Origin of the sequence: Thioalkalivibrio sp. ALJ12 (genome assembly GCF_000378305.1) — a bacterium.
Taxonomy (GTDB): domain Bacteria; phylum Pseudomonadota; class Gammaproteobacteria; order Ectothiorhodospirales; family Ectothiorhodospiraceae; genus Thioalkalivibrio.
Genome location: NZ_KB899538.1, coordinates 553,097 through 569,269 on the forward strand (window position 1 = coordinate 553,097; position 16,173 = coordinate 569,269).

Here is a 16,173-nt window from a genome sequence, read left to right on the forward strand (position 1 = left end):
CCCCGAAGGCCATGTCGGGGCCATTCGCGAGGGGGTTCGCTGGTGACGCCACTGTTCCACCCCCATCTGGTCAACGGACCCTGCGGCGACCCGGCGCTCTATATCGACTGCCTGTTCCAGCGCCGCGCGCTGTTGTTCGACCTTGGCGAGATGAGTCGCCTGCCTCCGCGCCGGGTCCTGCGCCTGTCGGACGTGTTCGTCTCGCATGCCCATATGGACCATTTCATCGGCTTCGACACCCTGTTACGGCTGCTACTGGGCCGCGATGCGCACCTGCGGCTGTACGGACCGCCGGGTCTGATCGAACGTGCCGGCCACCACCTGCAGGGTTACACCTGGAATCTGCTGCACCACTACGCGACCGAACTGGTGTTCGAGGTAACCGAGTTCGGCGCCGATGGTCGCCATGCCCGCGCACGGTTTCGTTCCGGCGACAGCTTTCGCCGCGAGGACGCCACTCCGCCGGCACCCGACGATGGCGTACTGCTCGACGAACCCGGCTTCCGCATCCGTGCGGTGCACCTGGATCACGGCATCCCCTGTCTCGGTTTTGTGCTGGAGGAGAAGACCCACATCAACGTCTGGCGCAACCGACTCGAGGCCCTCGGCCTGCCGACCGGTCCGTGGCTCGCGCACCTGAAGCGCCTGGTGCGGGAGCAGGCGGCGGACGACACCCTGGTGGAGGTCGCCTGGCACGACCGCCACGGCGAGCACCGGCGCGAACTCCCGCTCGGGCGCCTGCGCCGGGAGGTACTGCAAGAGACTCGCGGGCAGAAGATCGTCTACGTGACCGATGTCGCCTTCCACGAGGCCAACCGCCGCGCCATTGTGGAACTGGCCCGGGACGCGGACCTGTTCTACATCGAGGCCCCGTTCCTCCACGCCGCGGGACAGCGTGCCGCCACCACGGCCCATCTGACCGCGCGTCAGGCGGGTCAGCTGGCCCGCGAGGCCGGTGCGCGGCGGGTCATCCCGTTCCACTTCTCCCCTCGCCACAGCGGCGATGAATCCCTGCTGGAGGCCGAAATCCTCGCCGCGTTCGAGGGACGCTGACAGCGCCCCGGGCTCCAGACTGTCGCCGGCAGGTCACCTTGACCCGCCATTTGGCCACCATAGCCGGCCCTCCAAGGTCCTGAGCGGTCTCCATATCGCGTCTTTCGCCAGCACGTTCAATCAGTTCGAGTGCTGTGACCCTGCTCTGTTGGTGCACGGAGGTTGCCCGTGCATGGCCGCCGCGAGGTCGTCGGTGATTCGGGAGACGGCTGAGGCAATGGACTCGCGGACCTCGTGCGAGAGATCGGCGGCGTCCTTGAGGTACGTCGGTTCGATGCCGTGGACGATGAGGGTGTCCGGCAGCTCGCCCAGGGAGCGGGCCAATTCGACGGCCTCGGCGAGGCCGATGCCGTGGGAGGAGTAGCGGGCGCCGCGCGGCAGCGGCTCGCGGGCGTCCAGGCGGTGGAGTGTGCCGGGGGCGGCGCCGGTGACGATGGCGTCCACGAGGATCACCGGATCATGGCCCTGCCACAGCTCCATCAGTTCGGCGGGTTCGCCGTGGCTTTTCGCGGTGGCGAGGCCCGGGGTGTCGACCAGCGCGTCCACCACCGCGTGGCCGATGCCGTCGTCGCCGCGCCAGGGGTTGCCGATGCCGATGACCAGCGGCCCCTTGTGCGCGCGATCCATGCCCCCGCTCACTGGCGCTCGACGGTGAGGTCGAGGAAGTGGGTGGCGCAGGAGATGCAGGGGTCGTAGTTGCGGATGGCGACCTCGCAGTGGTGGCGCAGTTCGTCGTCCGGCAGGTGGAGGTGGGTCTGCACCAGTTCGCGCAGGTCGGCCTCGATGGTGGGCTGGTTGACCGAGGTGGGCGGGACGATCTTGGCGTCGGTGATGAGGCCGGCTTCGTCGATGCTGTAGCGGTGGTAGCAGATGCCGCGCGGGGCCTCGGTGGCGGCGAAGCCGGTGCCGGCACGCGGGGTGACCGGCAGCGCGGGTTCGGCCGGCGCGGCCCGGTAGCCGTCGACCAGGCGCAGGGCCTCCTCGAAGGCGAGCACGATCTCGATCATGCGCACCTGGATGCTGCGGAACGGGTTGCGGCAGGCCGCGCCCAGCCCGGCGCGTTCGGCCAGTTCGGCGGCGCGCGGGGTGAGGCGCTCGCGGTTCAGCGCGAAGCGCGCCAGCGGACCCATGAACACCGGTTCGCCGCTGTCGGAGCGGTGGCTGTGCAGGGCGTTGGAGTGGGCGACGTGTTCCTCGGTGAAGACGTCGTCGTAGTCGCGGATGGCGGCGTCCAGACCGCTGCCGGAGCCGAGCCGGCCGTGGGTGATCGGGTATTCGTCCGGGTGCACCAGCGACACGAACTCGTAGTCGCGCTCCAGGTTCGGGTAGTCGAGGGTGGCGAGGAATTCGGCGACCTCGCCGGCAGCCTCCAGGCCCCAGGCGAGTTCGTCGCGCAGGCCGCGTACCTCGTCCGGGGTCGGGGTGCGGTAAAAGCCGCCCACCCGCAGGTTGACCGGGTGGATCTCGCGCCCGCCCAAAAGGCGCAGGATGGAGTTGCCGATCTTCTTGATGCGCAGGCCGTTGCGCACCATGTCGGGGTGGTCCTTCGCGGCGGTGACCGCGTCGGGATAGCCAAGGAAGTCCGGCAGGTGGAGCATGAACACATGCAGGGCGTGGCTCTCGATCCATTCGCCGCAGTAGGCCAGCCGGCGCAGGTCCTGCAGCACGCCGTCCACGGTCACGCCGCAGACGTCCTCCATCGCCAGCGAGGCGCCCAGCTGGTAGGCGATCGGGCAGATGCCGCAGATGCGCGCGGTGATGTCCGGGGCCTCGCGGAAGTCGCGCCCGCGCAGGAAGCCCTCGAAGAAGCGCGGGGCCTCGAAGATCGACAGCTTCACCTCCTCCACGCGGTCGCCCTCGGTGCGCACGTACATCGCGCCCTCGCCCTCCACGCGGGCGAGGTAGTCGACTTCGATGGTGCGGGTCTCGCTCATGGTCCGTTTCCTGATTCTTCGCGCTCGCTCTCCTCGCGGAAGGCGTCGGCGCCGGCATTGAAGGTGCGGTAGAAGCGCACGCGGGTGGCGCGCTCCATGCCGAGGGCCTCCAGCTGCCCGGACAGGCCGGGCGCGTTGGGCGTCTCCTTGGGGCCGAAGCAGCCGTAGCAGCCGCGGTGACAGCCGGGGCACAGCGCGCCGCAACCGGCGTGGGTGACCGGGCCGAGGCACGGCGTGCCGTGGGCGACCATCACGCAGACCTGCCCCGCCCGCTTGCACTCCTCGCAGACGCTGGCGCTGGAGACCTGCGGGCGACGGCCGTAGAGGAACGCGCTGATGACCTCCAGCAGCTGGTACTTGTCGATCGGGCAGCCGCGTAGTTCGAAGTCCACCGGCACGTGCTGGCTGATCGCATCCGAGGTGGCCAGGGTCTCGATGTATTCCGGGTGGGCGTAGACCTGGCGGGTAAATTCCTCGACGTCCGCGAAATTGCGCAGGGCCTGGATGCCGCCGGTGGTGGCGCAGGCGCCGATGGTCACCAGGAACTTCGAGGCCCGGCGGATCTCGCGGATCTCCTTGGCCGCCTCCGGCGTGGTGATCGAGCCCTCCACCAGCGTCAGGTCCCAGGGCCCGTCGATGCGAGTGCGCGTGGCCTCGGGAAAGTGTGCGAGCTGAATCCGGTCGGTCACCGCCAGCAGCTCGTCCTCGCAGTCGAGCAGCGAGAGTTGGCAGCCATCGCAGGAGGCGAACTTGAACACCGCCAGGGTGGGTTGTTCCCGTCTCATAGCTCGCGTATCCGGAAGGCCGGCTCCATCACCGGGTAGGGAAACACGGGTCCGTCGCGGCAGACGAACTGCGACCCGATCTGGCAGTGCCCGCAAAAGCCCACCGCACAGCGCATGTTGCGCTCCATGGAGACGTAGATGTCCTCCGGCTTCAGGCCGCGGCGCTCCAGCGAGGCGGCGGCGAAGCGCATCATCACCTCCGGGCCGCAGACCATCGCGACCGTGTTTCGTCGGTCGAAGCCGCCGCGGTCGATCAGCTGCGTGACCACGCCGACATCGCCACGCCAGGCCGCGGTGGCGCGATCCACCGTCACGCGCAGGTCGAAGTCGCCGCGCGCGGCCCAGGCATCCAGCTCGTCGCGGAAGATCATGTCCCCCGGGGCACGCGCGCCGTAGCAGACCACCACCCGGCCGAAGTCCGCGCGCCGTTCGAGCGCCGCATGGATCACCGGCCGCAGCGGGGCCAGACCGATGCCGCCGGCAACCAGCACCAGGTCGCGGCCTCGGGCCTGCTCCACCGGCCACGCGGTACCGAACGGGCCGCGCAGGCCGACCACCGCGCCAGGCCCCAGATCCTGCATCGTGCGGGTCACGCTACCCACCGCGCGGGTGGTGTGCACGATGCCGCCGTCCGCGGTGATCGCGGACACCGAGATCGGCACCTCGCCCACGCCGAACAGGTAGAGCATGTTGAACTGCCCGGGGGTCGGCAGCGGCCCCGGCTCCACCCCCGGTTCGGGGTACAGCGTCCAGCTGAACACCTCGTTGCTGGCGACATCCGGCCGCACCGAACGGATGCGCCAGGGCTGCGGCGCCATCGCCTGTTCCGGCAGGGCGCTGTCGGTGCGGGGCTGCAGGGTCTCAGGTGCCATGCCCGGGCCCTCCGTGGCTGTAGATGTCCAGCGCCTGCAATCGCGCGGCCTGCAGCCGCTGCACGATCAGCGCGGAGAAGTGTTTCATCAGCATGTAGCCGAAGGCCGGATCGGCCTCCATGTGTTCGCGCAGCACGCCGGCATCAAAGCGCAGGGTATGCAGCTCGGTCAGGGCGCGGGCGTCGTAACTGGCACGATACGGCGGCAGCAGCCACGACCAGCCGAGGATGTCCCCGGGCCCCAGGGTCTGAAAGGTCACGCAGCCTTCGCGCAGCGGGCTCTCCAGCGCGACCTGGCCCTCGCGGATCAGCCAGAAGGTCTCCGTCGGCTCGTGGTCGCGCATCAGCCGCGTGTCCGCCGGGTAGCTGAGCTTCGCGGCGCAGGCCGCCAGCAGGCGCAGATGCATCGGGTCGAAGTCCTCGAAGAACGGCTGCTGTTCGAGGATGGCCAGCAGTTCCTTCATGGCGAGTCCCCCGCATCACGGCGCACCGCGGTCACCTCCTCGGTGATGTCGATCCCCACCGGGCACCAGGTGATGCAGCGTCCGCAGCCGACGCAGCCGGAAGTGCCGAACTGGTCGTGCCAGGTGGCCAGCTTGTGGGTGATCCACTGGCGGTAGCGCGCGGCCACCGAGTCGCGGTGCGGCCCGCCGACCAGGTGCGAGTGCTCCTGGTTGAAACAGGAATCCCAGCGCCGCACGCGCTCGGTGCGCTGGCCCTCCAGATCGGGCACCTCCTCGACCTGCGAGCAGAAGCAGGTGGGGCAGACCAGCGTACAGTTGGAGCAGGACAGGCAGCGCTCGGCCGTCTCCTCCCAGCGCGGGTGCTCGAAGGCTCGGTTCAGCACCTCGCGCGCGTCGCCGGGCATCTGCCGGCCCATCTTGTCTGGGGCCTCGGCCCAGACGCGTTCGGCCGCCGCCTGTTCGGCAGCGCTGGCGGGGCGCGGTTCCAGCCGCTCGAACATCGCGCGTCCCGCCTCGCTCCCGGCCTCGACGACCAGGAAGTGCGTGGCGCCGTCGATCACCTCGGTCAGGGCCAGGTCGAAGCCCTCCCGCGCGCGCGGCCCGGTGTCCATCGAGGCGCAGAAGCAAGTGCCGCCGGGTTCCGCGCAGTGGGCCGCGACCATGAACACATCCTGGCGCCGCGCCGCATAGCCGCGATCCTGCACCGCCTGGCCGAGGAATACCCGGTCCTGCACCTCGATCGCCGCCAGCTCGCAGGCGCGCATGCCGATGAACGCGCGCGGCGGAACGTCGGATTTGCCCGGCTCGGTCACGAAGCTGCCGTCCGGCTGGCGGGTCAGCCGGAACAGGGTCTCCTCGGGCGGGAACAGGTACTTCTTCCAGGAGTGCGGCCCGACCACATAGCCGAACAGGGCCGCGTCGTCACGCGCGCGCAGGCGGTAGTGGCCGGGGGCGTGCTCGTCGGTCCAGCCCGCCGGCAGGTCGTCGAGACCGTGCACGCGATCGTAGACGATCGCCCCGTCGCGCCGCGTCGGACCCACCACCTCGTAGCCGTCGCCGGCCAGCAGGCGGATCAGCGTATCCACGACTTGTGGTGCGATCACGTGCATGGGTCATCCTCGAACGCTCGCCGCAACCTGCATCGACCTTCGTTCGATGGGCGACCGTGGCTGAAATTATAGTGCGCCAACCCTGGATCGTGATCCATCCCGAAGGGGCCCCTTCCCGGTTATGCTGGGACGGAATCCAGACAACACCCGGGAGAACCGATGAAGGTCGCCGTCTTTAGTATCCAGCAGCATGATCGCGAGTCCCTGGTACCCGCTCTGGTGTCCGCCGGAATGGTGCCGGTGGTGTACGCCGAGCGCCTGACTGCGGAGACGGTGCACCTGGCGCGGGGCGCGGATGCGGTCTGCGTGTTCACCAACGACGACCTGCACCGGCGGGTGATCGACGGGCTGGCGGACCAGGGTGTCCATGTGGTGGCGCTGCGCTGCTCCGGCTACGACAACCTGGATGTCGCGCGGGCCCGCGAGCGCGGGGTGCGCGTGGGGCGGGTGCCGGCCTACTCGCCGAACGCGATCGCGGAGCATGCGGTCGCCCTGCTGATGACCCTGAACCGTCAGGTGCACCGGGCCTGGGACCGGACTCGGCGCGGCGATTTTCGCCTTGACCACCTGACGGGCTTCGATCTCGTCGGGCGCACCGTGGGGGTGGTCGGCACTGGACGCATCGGCCAGGCCTTCGCGCGGATCATGCTCGGCTTTGGCTGCCGCGTCCTCGCGCACGACCCCTACCCGAATGCGGAACTGCAGGCGGCGGGGGTGGAGTATCGGGACCTGGATACGCTGCTGGCCGAGTCCTGGGTGCTGAGCCTGAGCTGTCCGATGACGCCGGAGAACCGGCACATGATCAATGCCGACACCCTGGCGCGGATGCCGCGCGGGGCCTTTCTGATCAATACAGCGCGCGGGGCGCTGGTGGATACCAATGCCGCCGAGGTCGCGCTGGACTCGGGTCAGCTGGGCGGATTTGCGCTGGACGTCTACGAGGCCGAGGCGGGGCTGTTCTTCCACGACTGGTCGCTGGCCGGTCTGCCGGACCGGCGTCTGGCGCGGCTGATGCAGCGCGACGATGTGCTGGTCACCGGCCACCAGGCATTCCTGACCCACGAGGCGCTTACCAACATCGCCGACACCACCGTGGCCAACCTGACCACCCTGCACCGGGATCCGGACGCGCAGCCCGAAGGCCGCGTCGTCTGATTCGACTGCGGCTCGCCCCGGGATTCACAAACACCCCGGGGCGAGTCGACTTCCACGCTTTTCTAGAACAAGGCGCTTTCGGCCTCTTGGTAGGCCAGATTCGCGTTGCGTGGCGCCAGGTCGTCGAAATCGGCCAGGTCCTGCCAGGGCGAAGCATCGAAGGAGCGGATGGCCGATTGCATGTCGGTGCCCATGTCCGCCGCCTCAAACATGTGGTCCCACAGCGCGCGCAGGTAATCGTGGGTTGCGTGGTCGAAGGTCGACAGTGCGCCCGGTTTCCCGTGGCCCGGGATGAATTTCGCATCTGCGTACTCATCCTGCAGGAGTTCGTAGGCCTCCAGCCAGCCCTCCATGCTGCCGTCGGGCAGGATGGCCAGCAGACGGCCGCCGTAGAGAACGTCGCCGGCAAACACGACGTTGTCGGGCTCGACCACCGCGATCAGGCTGCCGTGGGTGTGGGCGCTGCCCACATGACGAACCGTCAGCGTGACACCGCCCAGGTCCAGTTCCTCGCGATCTTCGACCATCACGTTCGGTGGTTCGGGATGTTCGGCGGAGCCTTCCGGCCGATCGAGCGCGTTCTCGAGCTGCATGGCGAACATCGAGGCGCTGCCCTGCATGCGGTCGATGGCCTCGGGAGCGGCCAGGATGTCGGCTCCCGCCTCGCGGAAGACGTCATTGCCCATGAAGCGGTGCGGCTGTGAGTTGGTGTTGATCATGTAGCGCACCGGCTTGTCCGTCGTGGCGCGGATATGCTCCAGCATCTCTTTGGCCATCTCCGGGGTATGGCCGGAATCGATCACGGCCACAGCATCTTCGCCGACCACGTAGCCGAGGTTCATGCGAAACCCCTGGTTCTCGGTGTCCGGCCCGCCGTACGGCCCGATCCAGGCATGGGCATGATCCGAGACGGCCTCGGGTTCTGGCAGGACCGGGGTCTCGCTGGCCGCAAGAGCCGGACCCAGCGCGAATGCCGCCAGGGCCAGGACCGACAGGCCCCCTTTTCGTCCTTGTTTCAGCATGTCAGGTACTCCTAGAGCAGAAGCTGATACCCCGCACCGAGGGCGGCACAGACAGCGATCAGCGGGATGATCCCGACCCGAAAGCGGGCAAGGGCGATAAAGGCAGCGATGCCCAGCAGCGCGGAGAACCATTCGAAGGCCCCCTCGAATCCGTCCGGCCACAAGACGTGCCAGGTAAAGAAGACCGCGAGATTGACGATCACCCCGACCACCGCAGCGGTGATGCCCGTCAGCGGCCCGGTAAAGTGCAGGTCCCCGCGGGTGCGCTCGACCAGCGGTGCGCCGACCAGGATGAACAGGAACGACGGCAGGAAGGTAAAGAAGGTCGCGACCAGCGCACCCAGCAGGGCGGCCAGAACGACTTGATCCGGCCCGAGAAAGGCCTGCGTCCAGCCACCGATGAAGCCAACAAAGGTGACCACCATGATGAGCGGCCCGGGCGTGCCCTCGCCCAGCGCGATCCCGTCGATCATCTGCGTCGGGCTCAGCCAGCCATAGGTCTCCACCCCGCCCTGATAGACATAGGGCAGTACCGCATACGCCCCGCCGAAGGTGACCAGCGCGGTCTGGGTGAAGAACTGCCCCATTCGGGTCAGCGTGGCGTCCCAGCCGAACACCGCGAGCAACGCGCCGAATACGGCGGCCCACAGGCCCAGACCCACCACCAGAAATCGGACGACCCGCAGCCAGCGAAACTGCATCCAGGGGGCGGGCGGCGTGTCGTCGTCCACCACCGCCGGGCCGCGGGCCTCGTGGGCGCCCTCACCGTGGGATTCGCCGCCACGAAAGCGCTCCGGCCACACACGGCTGCCCAGCCAGCCGAGGATGCCGGCGGCAATGATGATGTACGGAAACGGGATATTGAGCGCGAAGATGGCCAGGAAGGCCGCGATCGCCATCAACCACAGCAGGCCATTGTTGAGTACCCGTCCGCCGATGCGCCAGCCCGCGTAGACGATGATCGCGACCACCGCCGGCTTGATGCCATAGAACACGGCCTCCACCGCCGGTACATCGCCAAAGGCCAGGTACACCCAGGACAAACCGATCATCAGGAACAGCGAAGGCAGGATAAACAGCAGCCCGGCCATCAGGCCGCCGAAGGTGCCGTGCAGCAGCCAGCCGAGATAGGTCGCCAGCTGCTGCGCCTCGGGCCCCGGCAGCACCATCGTGTAGTTCAGCGCATGCAGAAAGCGGTTCTCGGAGACCCAGCGTCGGCGCTCCACCAGTTCCTCGTGCATCATCCCGATCTGCCCGGCGGCACCGCCAAAACTGATGAAGCCGAGCTTCAGCCAGTAGCGAAAGGCCTCGGCCCGAGTGGGCGGGTCGGGTCGTTGTGCCGAGGAGTGTCGGGGATCGGTCATCTGGGGTCGCGTCCGGATTGTTGCTCAAAGGCCTGGCGGAGGTCGTGCAGCACCGGTGTTACCCGGGCCAGCAGGGCATCGTCGTCCGTGCACTGCTGTTTGGCCCCGGTCAGGATGCTTTCGAAGCCCGCCGCCTCGGGGATGGGGCGGCCCCCGACATCCAGGAAATGCACCATCTCGGCGAGCCCGGCCAGACCGCTGTCGCGCTCCAGGCCGAAGGCGGCCAGCAGTACCTCGAACGTGACGCGGTCGCCGACGTGGGTGAAGGCGGCCCCGTCGAAGTCGAAGCCCAGGGCCTCGGTCGGGCAGTCGGCCGGGGTGGGAATCCAGACGAAGCGGGCTTCCGGGTCGATGAATTCGCGGATCAGCCAGGCACTGGCGACCCGGTCCACCCACATGGCCGCGCGCGTGGCCCACAGCCGGCCCCGGTAGTCCGCCAAGTCCAGCCGGGGGATTCCGGAATCCGGTGCGGGTGAAGGTTCGTCCGGCGAAAGCATCGACTGGGCCGCGGATTCGAGCCGGGCCAGCTGGGCCTCCAGTGGCCCGCGTCCGGGGCCCGGGAAGTAGTCCGTGCGGCGCAGCTGCTCCGCCTCGCGATGGACCTGGCGCAGGCGCTTGAGCAGTTCGGCCTCGCCCAGCCCAGGCAGCTGGCCCAGGAGGGTTTCGGCGCTGGTCTGCAGCGTGCGGTACTCGGCCTCGCGGTCGAACAGGCTGCGGTAATGCGCCTGCTCCTCGGCGCTGGCCGCCACCGGCAGGTGGTAGGCCTGGTTGCCCGCCGCCCGGGCGGATTCCGCCAGTTCCAGCAGAGCGTCGCGCAGATCCGAGCGATTGGGCAGCAAGTAGACCCCGTCGCGCAGCGTAGCGGCGCCCAGCGCCTTCAGCGCGCGCCAGAGCCGAACCCGGGTCGAGTTCTGCCCACTCTGAAAGGCGAGGATGAGCAGTTGCCAGTCGGTATCCGGAAAATCCATGTTACAGGTATAGCAGTAACGTAACGTCCGTTACAACCAATGGCTTCCGGGCACAAGAAAGCCCGGCGCCTTGCGGGGCCGGGCCTCTTGGAAGGCGCTGACTTGATCGCGCGTCCGCGCTCGCGCCAGCGTCTAACTGACTGCAAAGGGCGTAGGGATCAGCCCTCGTTGTGGTAGCCGGTGATGCGCTCCACTTCGTTCTTCGCGCCCAGGACCACCGGCACGCGCTGGTGGATGCCCTCGGGGCTGATGTCCATGATGCGCTCGCGCCCGGTGGTGGCGGCACCGCCGGCCTGTTCGACGATGAAGCTCATCGGGTTGGCCTCGTACATCAGGCGCAGCTTGCCGGTCGTGCCCTTGGCCTGCATCTTCGTATCCATCGGGTACATGAACACCCCGCCGCGGCACAGGATGCGGTGCACCTCGGCGACCATGGAGGCTACCCAACGCATGTTGAAGTCCTTGCCGCGCTCGCCTTCCTTGCCGGCCAGGCATTCGTCGATGTAGCGCTTGACCGGGGCCTCCCAGAAGCGGCTGTTGGACATGTTGATCGCGAACTCCTGGGTGTCTTCCGGGATCTGCACGCTGTCCTTGGTCAGCAGGAACTCGCCGAAGTCCTTGTCCAGGGTGAACATCTTCACGCCCTGGCCGGTGGTCATCACCATCATGGTGGACGGGCCGTACAGGCAGTAGCCGGCGGCGACCTGCTTGGTGCCCGGCTGCAGGAAGTCCTCGGTCTTGGGATCGGTGACGCCTTCCGGGGCCTTCAGGATGGAGAAGATCGTGCCGACGGAGACGTTCACGTCGATGTTCGAGGAGCCGTCCAGCGGATCGAACAGGACCAGGTAGTGGCCGCGCGGCTCGTTGGCCGGCATCTCGCAGATCTCGTCCATCTCCTCGGAGGCCAGGCCGGCGGCGTGGCCGTTGTGGCTCAGGCTCTCGATGAACACCTCGTTGGTGATGATGTCGAGCTTCTTCTGCGTCTCGCCCTGCACGTTCTCGGAGCCGGCGGAGCCGAGCACGCCGACCAGATCACCCTTGTCGACGAGGTCGGAGATCTTCTTGCACGCCACGGAGATGTCGTTCAGCAGACCGGTGAATTCGCCGGTTGCGCCCTGGATGCCGCGCTGGGTTTCGATGATGCAGTTGGTCAGAGTGGTGCCGATATGCATGATGCAATCCTGATGCTGTTGTGAATCGGGCGACACGGCGCGAAATGGGGCACAGCAGCCCCGTCGCGGGGCGAACGGCCCCGGCGCGCCGGGTGTCAAAGGCGGCATAGTGTAGCAAAAGCACCCGGAGGGGCCGATCCGCAGCACTGATCGTGGCGTGACCGGCCTGGCACTGTGCTTGCTCGGCCTTCGGGGTCCAACAAAAACATGGAGGATTCGCATGCCCCAGAACGCGCTGTACGCCCAGTCGGGCGGGGTCACCGCTGTCATTAACGCCAGCGCCTGGGGGGTAATTGAGGCGGTCCGCGCCCACCCGGCCCATTTCGGCAAGATCTATGCGGCGCGCGACGGCATCCTGGGCGTCCTGCGCGAAGAGATCATCGACCTCGACCACGAGGACCCGCTGACCCTGGCCGCCCTGCGCCATACGCCGGGCGGTGCGTTCGGTTCCTGCCGCTTCGATCTGGGTGACCCCGACAAGGACCCGCAACAATACGAGCGCCTGGTCGAAGTCTTCCGCGCCCATGACATCGGCACCTTCTTCTACAACGGCGGTGGCGGCTCCATGGATACCGCCTTGAAGATCGCGAAGATGGGCGAGCGCATGGGCTTTCCGATCAAGGCGATTGGCGTGCCCAAGACGATCGACAACGACCTTGCCGTGACCGACTCCAGCCCGGGCTTTGGTTCCGCCGCCAAGTTCATCGCCACCGTGGTGCGCGAGGCCAGCCTGGACGTCGAGTCCATGCACACCAGTTCCACCAAGGTGTTCGTGATGGAGGTGATGGGGCGCCATGCTGGCTGGCTGGCGGCCGCGGCGGCGCTGGCGCAGGAGTTCGACGGCCAGCCGCCGATGCTGATCCTGTTCGCCGAGGTCCCGTTCGATCAGGACGACTTCCTGGATCATCTGAACCGCACCATCGAACGTCACGGGTATTGCGTGGTGGTCGTTTCCGAGGGGCTGAAGAATCCCGACGGTGGCTTGTTCTCGGTCGCGCAGAGCCACGATGTCTATGCCTACACCCAGCTCGGCGGTGCCGCCCCGCGCCTTGCCGAGCTGATCCGCGAAAAGACCGGGCACAAGCTGCACTGGGCGGTGGTGGACTACATCCAGCGTGCCGCGCGCCATATCGCGTCGAAGGTGGACGTGGAGCAGGCCTATGCCTGTGGCCGCGCGGCGGTGGAGGGGGTGGTCGCCGGCGAGGATGCCTTCATGCCGATCATCCGGCGTGACTCCAGCAAGCCCTATCGCTGGAGCATCGGCTTTACCCCGCTGGAGACCGTCGCCGATATCGAGCAGGGCATGCCGCGCAACTACATCACCCCGGATGGCTACGGCATTACTCAGGACGCACGCGACTACCTGCGCCCGCTGATCCAGGGCGAGGACGCTCCGCCGTTCGAGCGCGGCCTGCCCTGCTACCCGCGCATCCGCGGCGAGCTCTTGCCCAAGCGCTGCCCGCCGTACGAGGTCAACACCGACTAGTGTCGCCTGCCTGCTGCTCGGGTGCTTTGTTCGGCCCGCAGCAGCCGCCGGGGCCTTCTTGCTGGATGGGTGGGCAGGGCACGGTTCCGTAGGAACAGAAGACGCAGCAATCGCCCGGAAACGGCCTCAGCAGGGCACCGCAGCCGGTGCACTCGTAGAACCACTGGCAGGCATCGGTAGGCATGGTTTCCGCTTTCTCGTGCCCGCATTCGGGGCAGGTCAGGGTCGACTCCAGGACGACTTCATTCATCTGCGTTTCAGGCGAAGGCGGCATGATGGGCAATGTACAAGGCGCCTGTGGGCGGAAAAACCCCGTGTGCTACCCGGAAACGGAGTAGCCAGTGCAAGCCGGGCGTCTAATCTGTGATAAAGGCCACGCAAGAGGGCCAGCCGAAGTCCAGAGACTGTGGAGGAGATCATGAAGAGCCAAACCCTGAACCGGACGCTGGCGGGCTTTGCGGCCGTCGCCTTGATGGGGGCTTTCGCCGCCCCGGGCACGGTGTCGGCCCAAGGTGCTTACTGGCTGGCGGCCGACGGTTCGCCCGACGATATCAAGGTCGAATACCGGCTGCGCGATCATGGCTGCGACAACGTCCGCGGTGAGTGGCGCGTCGTGAACGAGAGCGATGACTACGTCGATGTAACCGTGACCAAGACGGCCTACACCTGCCCCGGCGAGCTCGACGATGACGTACGCACCACGGTGCGTCGCTTCGGCACGATTGCGCCGGGCGACATGCGTGAGCGCACGCGTGACGACAGCGTCTGCGGCGGGGCCTGGGCGCGTTCGGTCGAAGTGCTCGAGTACGAGATCGAAAAGGTCGATCCGCCCGAAGAGAGTTGAGCCAGCTCGCGTTTCGTGGTCCGCGTTTCCCTGACCGGGGCTTGATAGCGTGACCGGGCGCGAAAAAATGAGCGGCCCGGGGCTTGGCGAGCAGGTGCCGGCGGGTACACTTAAGTGGTGTCACCCCGGCGGATTGCCGGCCCTGTTCAATCGAAAAAGGAGTTCGACCATGTCCCACGCACCGCATCGTCGTTGGTTGTCCGCCCCGGCCGCTTTCCTGATCGCAATGGCGCTGGCCCTGCTGCCCGCGACCCCGGCCTTTGCCGGTGCGGGAATGCTGGACACCGGCTCCATGATCCAGCAGGCCAGCGCGGATGACACCCGCGCTCAGCTGCTCAAACAGCTGGATGATCAGGCCGTTCGCGAGAAGCTGGTCGAGATGGGCGTGGACCCCGACCGGGCCCAGGAGCGCGTCGCCCGCCTGACCCCTGAAGAGCTGGCCCACCTCGAGGCCCGCATGGAAACCGATCCGGCCGGTGCCGCCGGCGTGGTCGGCGTGGTTGCCATCGTGTTCGTCGTGCTCGTGATTCTGGACGCGGTCGGCGTGACCGACATCTTCTCGTTCGTTGGCCCCGCCCGCGAACGCTAGGTCTCTCATGACACCTGCGTACTGGCGGCGAGCCTCCGGGCTCGCCGCGCTCGTTTGCGGCCTGTTGGCCGTGCTCTGGCTTAGTGGCTGCGCCACGGCGCCACAGAGCGCGCAGCTCTCCAGTCAGGTCCCGGAAGACATCCCGACCCGCGTGGAGCTGGAAGACACCCCGTTCTTCCCGCAGGAGGATTACCAGTGTGGTCCGGCGGCGCTGGCCACGGTGCTGGGTGCGCGCGGGATCGACGCCTCGCTGGAAGAACTGATCGACGAGGTCTACATCCCGGCTCGCGAGGGCAGTCTGCAGGCCGAGATGCGTGCCGCCGCGCGTGCCCGTGACCTGGTCGCCTACCGCGTCGAGCCACAGCTGGAGTCCATCCTGCGCGAGGTGGCCGAGGGTAACCCGGTGGTGGTGTTCCAGAACCTCGGGGTCGCGATGTTCCCCGAATGGCACTTTGCCGTGGTGATGGGTTACGACCTGGAGGAGCGCGAGGTGTATCTGCGCAGCGGGCCTATCGAGCGCCACGTGAATTCGTTCGCCCGCTTCGAGCGCACCTGGGCGCGCGGCGATCGCTGGGCCTTCCTGGTGACCGAGCCGGATCAGCTGCCGGCCACGGCCGAGCCGCTGCGCTGGCTGCGTGCCGTGAACGAACTGGAGCAGGTGGGGCGTCTGGGCCCGGCCGCCACGGGATATCAGACCGCGATGGAGCGCTGGCCGGAACACCCGATCGGCTATGTCGGGCGGGCGAATGTGGCCTTCGCCCAGGGCGACCTGCTAACGGCGGAGGACACGCTGCGCCAGTTGATCGAACGGGACCCGCAACGGCACGAGGGCTGGAACAACCTGGCCCATGTGCTGATTGCCCGCCAGTGCGGCGAGCAGGCCCGCGAGGCTGCCAGTTGCGCGGGTGAACTGGCCGGTCCCGGGAGCTATGCGCCTACCCTGGGGGCGGCGGCCGGGGCGCCTGACGACGGCGATCAGTGTCGCGCCCTTCCGCCCTGCCCCGCGGCGCTGGAAGCACGCGCGCCGCAGGAGTAGCGGGCGGCCCGTCAGGCCTTGCGCTTCTCCAGGGTCTGTTCGGCGTGCTTGAGGACCAGCCCGAGGTTCTGTTTCTCGACGTCCGTGACTTGCGGGTCTTCCTTCACGGCGTGGCGCAGGTGCTCGACCAGTTGCGCCAGTTCCTCGCGCGAGATCTGGTGGAAGTTGAACCCGCCCCCGTAGCGGGCCTCGAGCTGGTCCCAGTAATCGGCGAGCGGCGGACGGTAGTCATCGGTCATCGGTAGCCCTTGGCGGCGGTGGACGAGACGGGGCAGTGTAAAGCCTGGCCCGGCGATTTCCGAACATGCCCGGGTGGGGGTG

Annotated in this window: 18 protein-coding genes; 6 read left to right on the top strand and 12 right to left on the bottom strand. The window is 67.8% G+C overall.

All coding sequences use genetic code 11. The features are described from left to right. The first annotated feature begins 42 nt into the window (after positions 1-42). Positions 43-1,053: an MBL fold metallo-hydrolase gene (locus F467_RS0102650; RefSeq protein ID WP_018139815.1), complete on the top strand. Its 1,011-nt coding sequence runs from the start codon at positions 43-45 to the stop codon at positions 1,051-1,053. A 120-nt stretch (positions 1,054-1,173) separates the two neighbouring features. Here the strand turns inward: F467_RS0102650 and F467_RS0102655 are convergent, their stop codons facing one another. From F467_RS0102655 to F467_RS0102680, 6 genes are read right to left on the bottom strand one after another with little or no spacing between them, the layout of a single operon-like run. Continuing rightward, on the bottom strand, positions 1,174-1,680 hold the full coding sequence (locus tag F467_RS0102655) for a hydrogenase maturation protease (RefSeq protein WP_018139816.1): 507 nt from the start codon (positions 1,678-1,680) through the stop codon (positions 1,174-1,176). Positions 1,681-1,688: 8 nt separating this feature from the next. Beyond that, entirely contained in the window at positions 1,689-2,987 is a 1,299-nt protein-coding gene (locus F467_RS0102660) for a Ni/Fe hydrogenase subunit alpha (RefSeq protein WP_018139817.1), read from the bottom strand. Continuing rightward, positions 2,984-3,772, bottom strand: coding sequence for an oxidoreductase (locus F467_RS0102665; RefSeq protein WP_018139818.1), 789 nt, complete (start codon positions 3,770-3,772; stop codon positions 2,984-2,986). Before F467_RS0102665 ends, F467_RS0102660 begins: the two co-directional genes overlap by 4 nt. Then, positions 3,769-4,644, bottom strand: coding sequence for an FAD/NAD(P)-binding protein (locus F467_RS0102670; protein WP_018139819.1), 876 nt, complete (start codon positions 4,642-4,644; stop codon positions 3,769-3,771). The genes F467_RS0102665 and F467_RS0102670 overlap by 4 nt, the downstream gene beginning before the upstream one ends. Beyond that, positions 4,634-5,107, bottom strand: coding sequence for a cyclic nucleotide-binding domain-containing protein (locus F467_RS0102675; protein ID WP_018139820.1), 474 nt, complete (start codon positions 5,105-5,107; stop codon positions 4,634-4,636). The genes F467_RS0102670 and F467_RS0102675 overlap by 11 nt, the downstream gene beginning before the upstream one ends. Beyond that, the gene (locus tag F467_RS0102680) at positions 5,104-6,216 is read right to left on the bottom strand and encodes a sulfite reductase subunit A (protein WP_018139821.1); all 1,113 of its coding nucleotides are present in this window, start codon (positions 6,214-6,216) and stop codon (positions 5,104-5,106) included. Before F467_RS0102680 ends, F467_RS0102675 begins: the two co-directional genes overlap by 4 nt. A 159-nt stretch (positions 6,217-6,375) precedes the next feature. On the opposite strand from F467_RS0102680, the gene F467_RS0102685 reads away from it, so the two are divergent. Next, positions 6,376-7,371: a 2-hydroxyacid dehydrogenase gene (locus F467_RS0102685; RefSeq protein WP_018139822.1), complete on the top strand. Its 996-nt coding sequence runs from the start codon at positions 6,376-6,378 to the stop codon at positions 7,369-7,371. 62 nt (positions 7,372-7,433) lie between these two features. Here the strand turns inward: F467_RS0102685 and F467_RS0102690 are convergent, their stop codons facing one another. From F467_RS0102690 to F467_RS0102705, 4 genes are all read right to left on the bottom strand, one after another. Continuing rightward, positions 7,434-8,393: an MBL fold metallo-hydrolase gene (locus F467_RS0102690; protein WP_018139823.1), complete on the bottom strand. Its 960-nt coding sequence runs from the start codon at positions 8,391-8,393 to the stop codon at positions 7,434-7,436. An 11-nt stretch (positions 8,394-8,404) separates the two neighbouring features. Further along, positions 8,405-9,757 (bottom strand): chromate efflux transporter, encoded by a 1,353-nt coding sequence (gene chrA / locus F467_RS0102695; RefSeq protein WP_018139824.1) that lies wholly within the window; start codon positions 9,755-9,757, stop codon positions 8,405-8,407. Beyond that, a complete protein-coding gene (locus tag F467_RS0102700) occupies positions 9,754-10,725 on the bottom strand; it encodes a chromate resistance protein ChrB domain-containing protein (RefSeq protein ID WP_018139825.1) in 972 nt (323 codons plus the stop codon). The genes chrA and F467_RS0102700 overlap by 4 nt, the downstream gene beginning before the upstream one ends. A gap of 158 nt (positions 10,726-10,883) precedes the next feature. After that, complete coding sequence (locus tag F467_RS0102705) at positions 10,884-11,897, bottom strand: class 1 fructose-bisphosphatase (protein ID WP_018139826.1); 1,014 nt, start codon at positions 11,895-11,897, stop codon at positions 10,884-10,886. 220 nt (positions 11,898-12,117) lie between these two features. Here F467_RS0102705 and F467_RS0102710 point away from each other — a divergent pair, with 220 nt between their 5' ends. Then, positions 12,118-13,383: a 6-phosphofructokinase gene (locus F467_RS0102710; protein WP_018139827.1), complete on the top strand. Its 1,266-nt coding sequence runs from the start codon at positions 12,118-12,120 to the stop codon at positions 13,381-13,383. Here F467_RS0102710 and F467_RS13320 read toward each other — a convergent pair. Next, positions 13,370-13,633 carry a GDCCVxC domain-containing (seleno)protein gene (locus tag F467_RS13320; RefSeq protein WP_081601236.1) on the bottom strand — a complete coding sequence of 88 codons (264 nt, stop codon included), beginning with the start codon at positions 13,631-13,633 and terminating at the stop codon, positions 13,370-13,372. The two genes, F467_RS0102710 and F467_RS13320, sit on opposite strands and share 14 nt — an antisense overlap. Before the next feature lie 156 nt (positions 13,634-13,789). On the opposite strand from F467_RS13320, the gene F467_RS0102715 reads away from it, so the two are divergent. From F467_RS0102715 to F467_RS0102725, 3 genes are all read left to right on the top strand, one after another. Further along, the gene (locus F467_RS0102715) at positions 13,790-14,227 is read left to right on the top strand and encodes a hypothetical protein (RefSeq protein WP_018139828.1); all 438 of its coding nucleotides are present in this window, start codon (positions 13,790-13,792) and stop codon (positions 14,225-14,227) included. Between the two features lie 169 nt (positions 14,228-14,396). Then, positions 14,397-14,816, top strand: coding sequence for a PA2779 family protein (locus F467_RS0102720; protein WP_018139829.1), 420 nt, complete (start codon positions 14,397-14,399; stop codon positions 14,814-14,816). Positions 14,817-14,823: 7 nt separating this feature from the next. Next, the gene (locus F467_RS0102725) at positions 14,824-15,852 is read left to right on the top strand and encodes a PA2778 family cysteine peptidase (protein ID WP_038038486.1); all 1,029 of its coding nucleotides are present in this window, start codon (positions 14,824-14,826) and stop codon (positions 15,850-15,852) included. Positions 15,853-15,863: 11 nt separating this feature from the next. On the opposite strand, the gene F467_RS0102730 is transcribed toward F467_RS0102725, so the two are convergent. Then, a complete protein-coding gene (locus F467_RS0102730) occupies positions 15,864-16,091 on the bottom strand; it encodes a hypothetical protein (protein WP_018139831.1) in 228 nt (75 codons plus the stop codon). Positions 16,092-16,173: the final 82 nt, after the last annotated feature.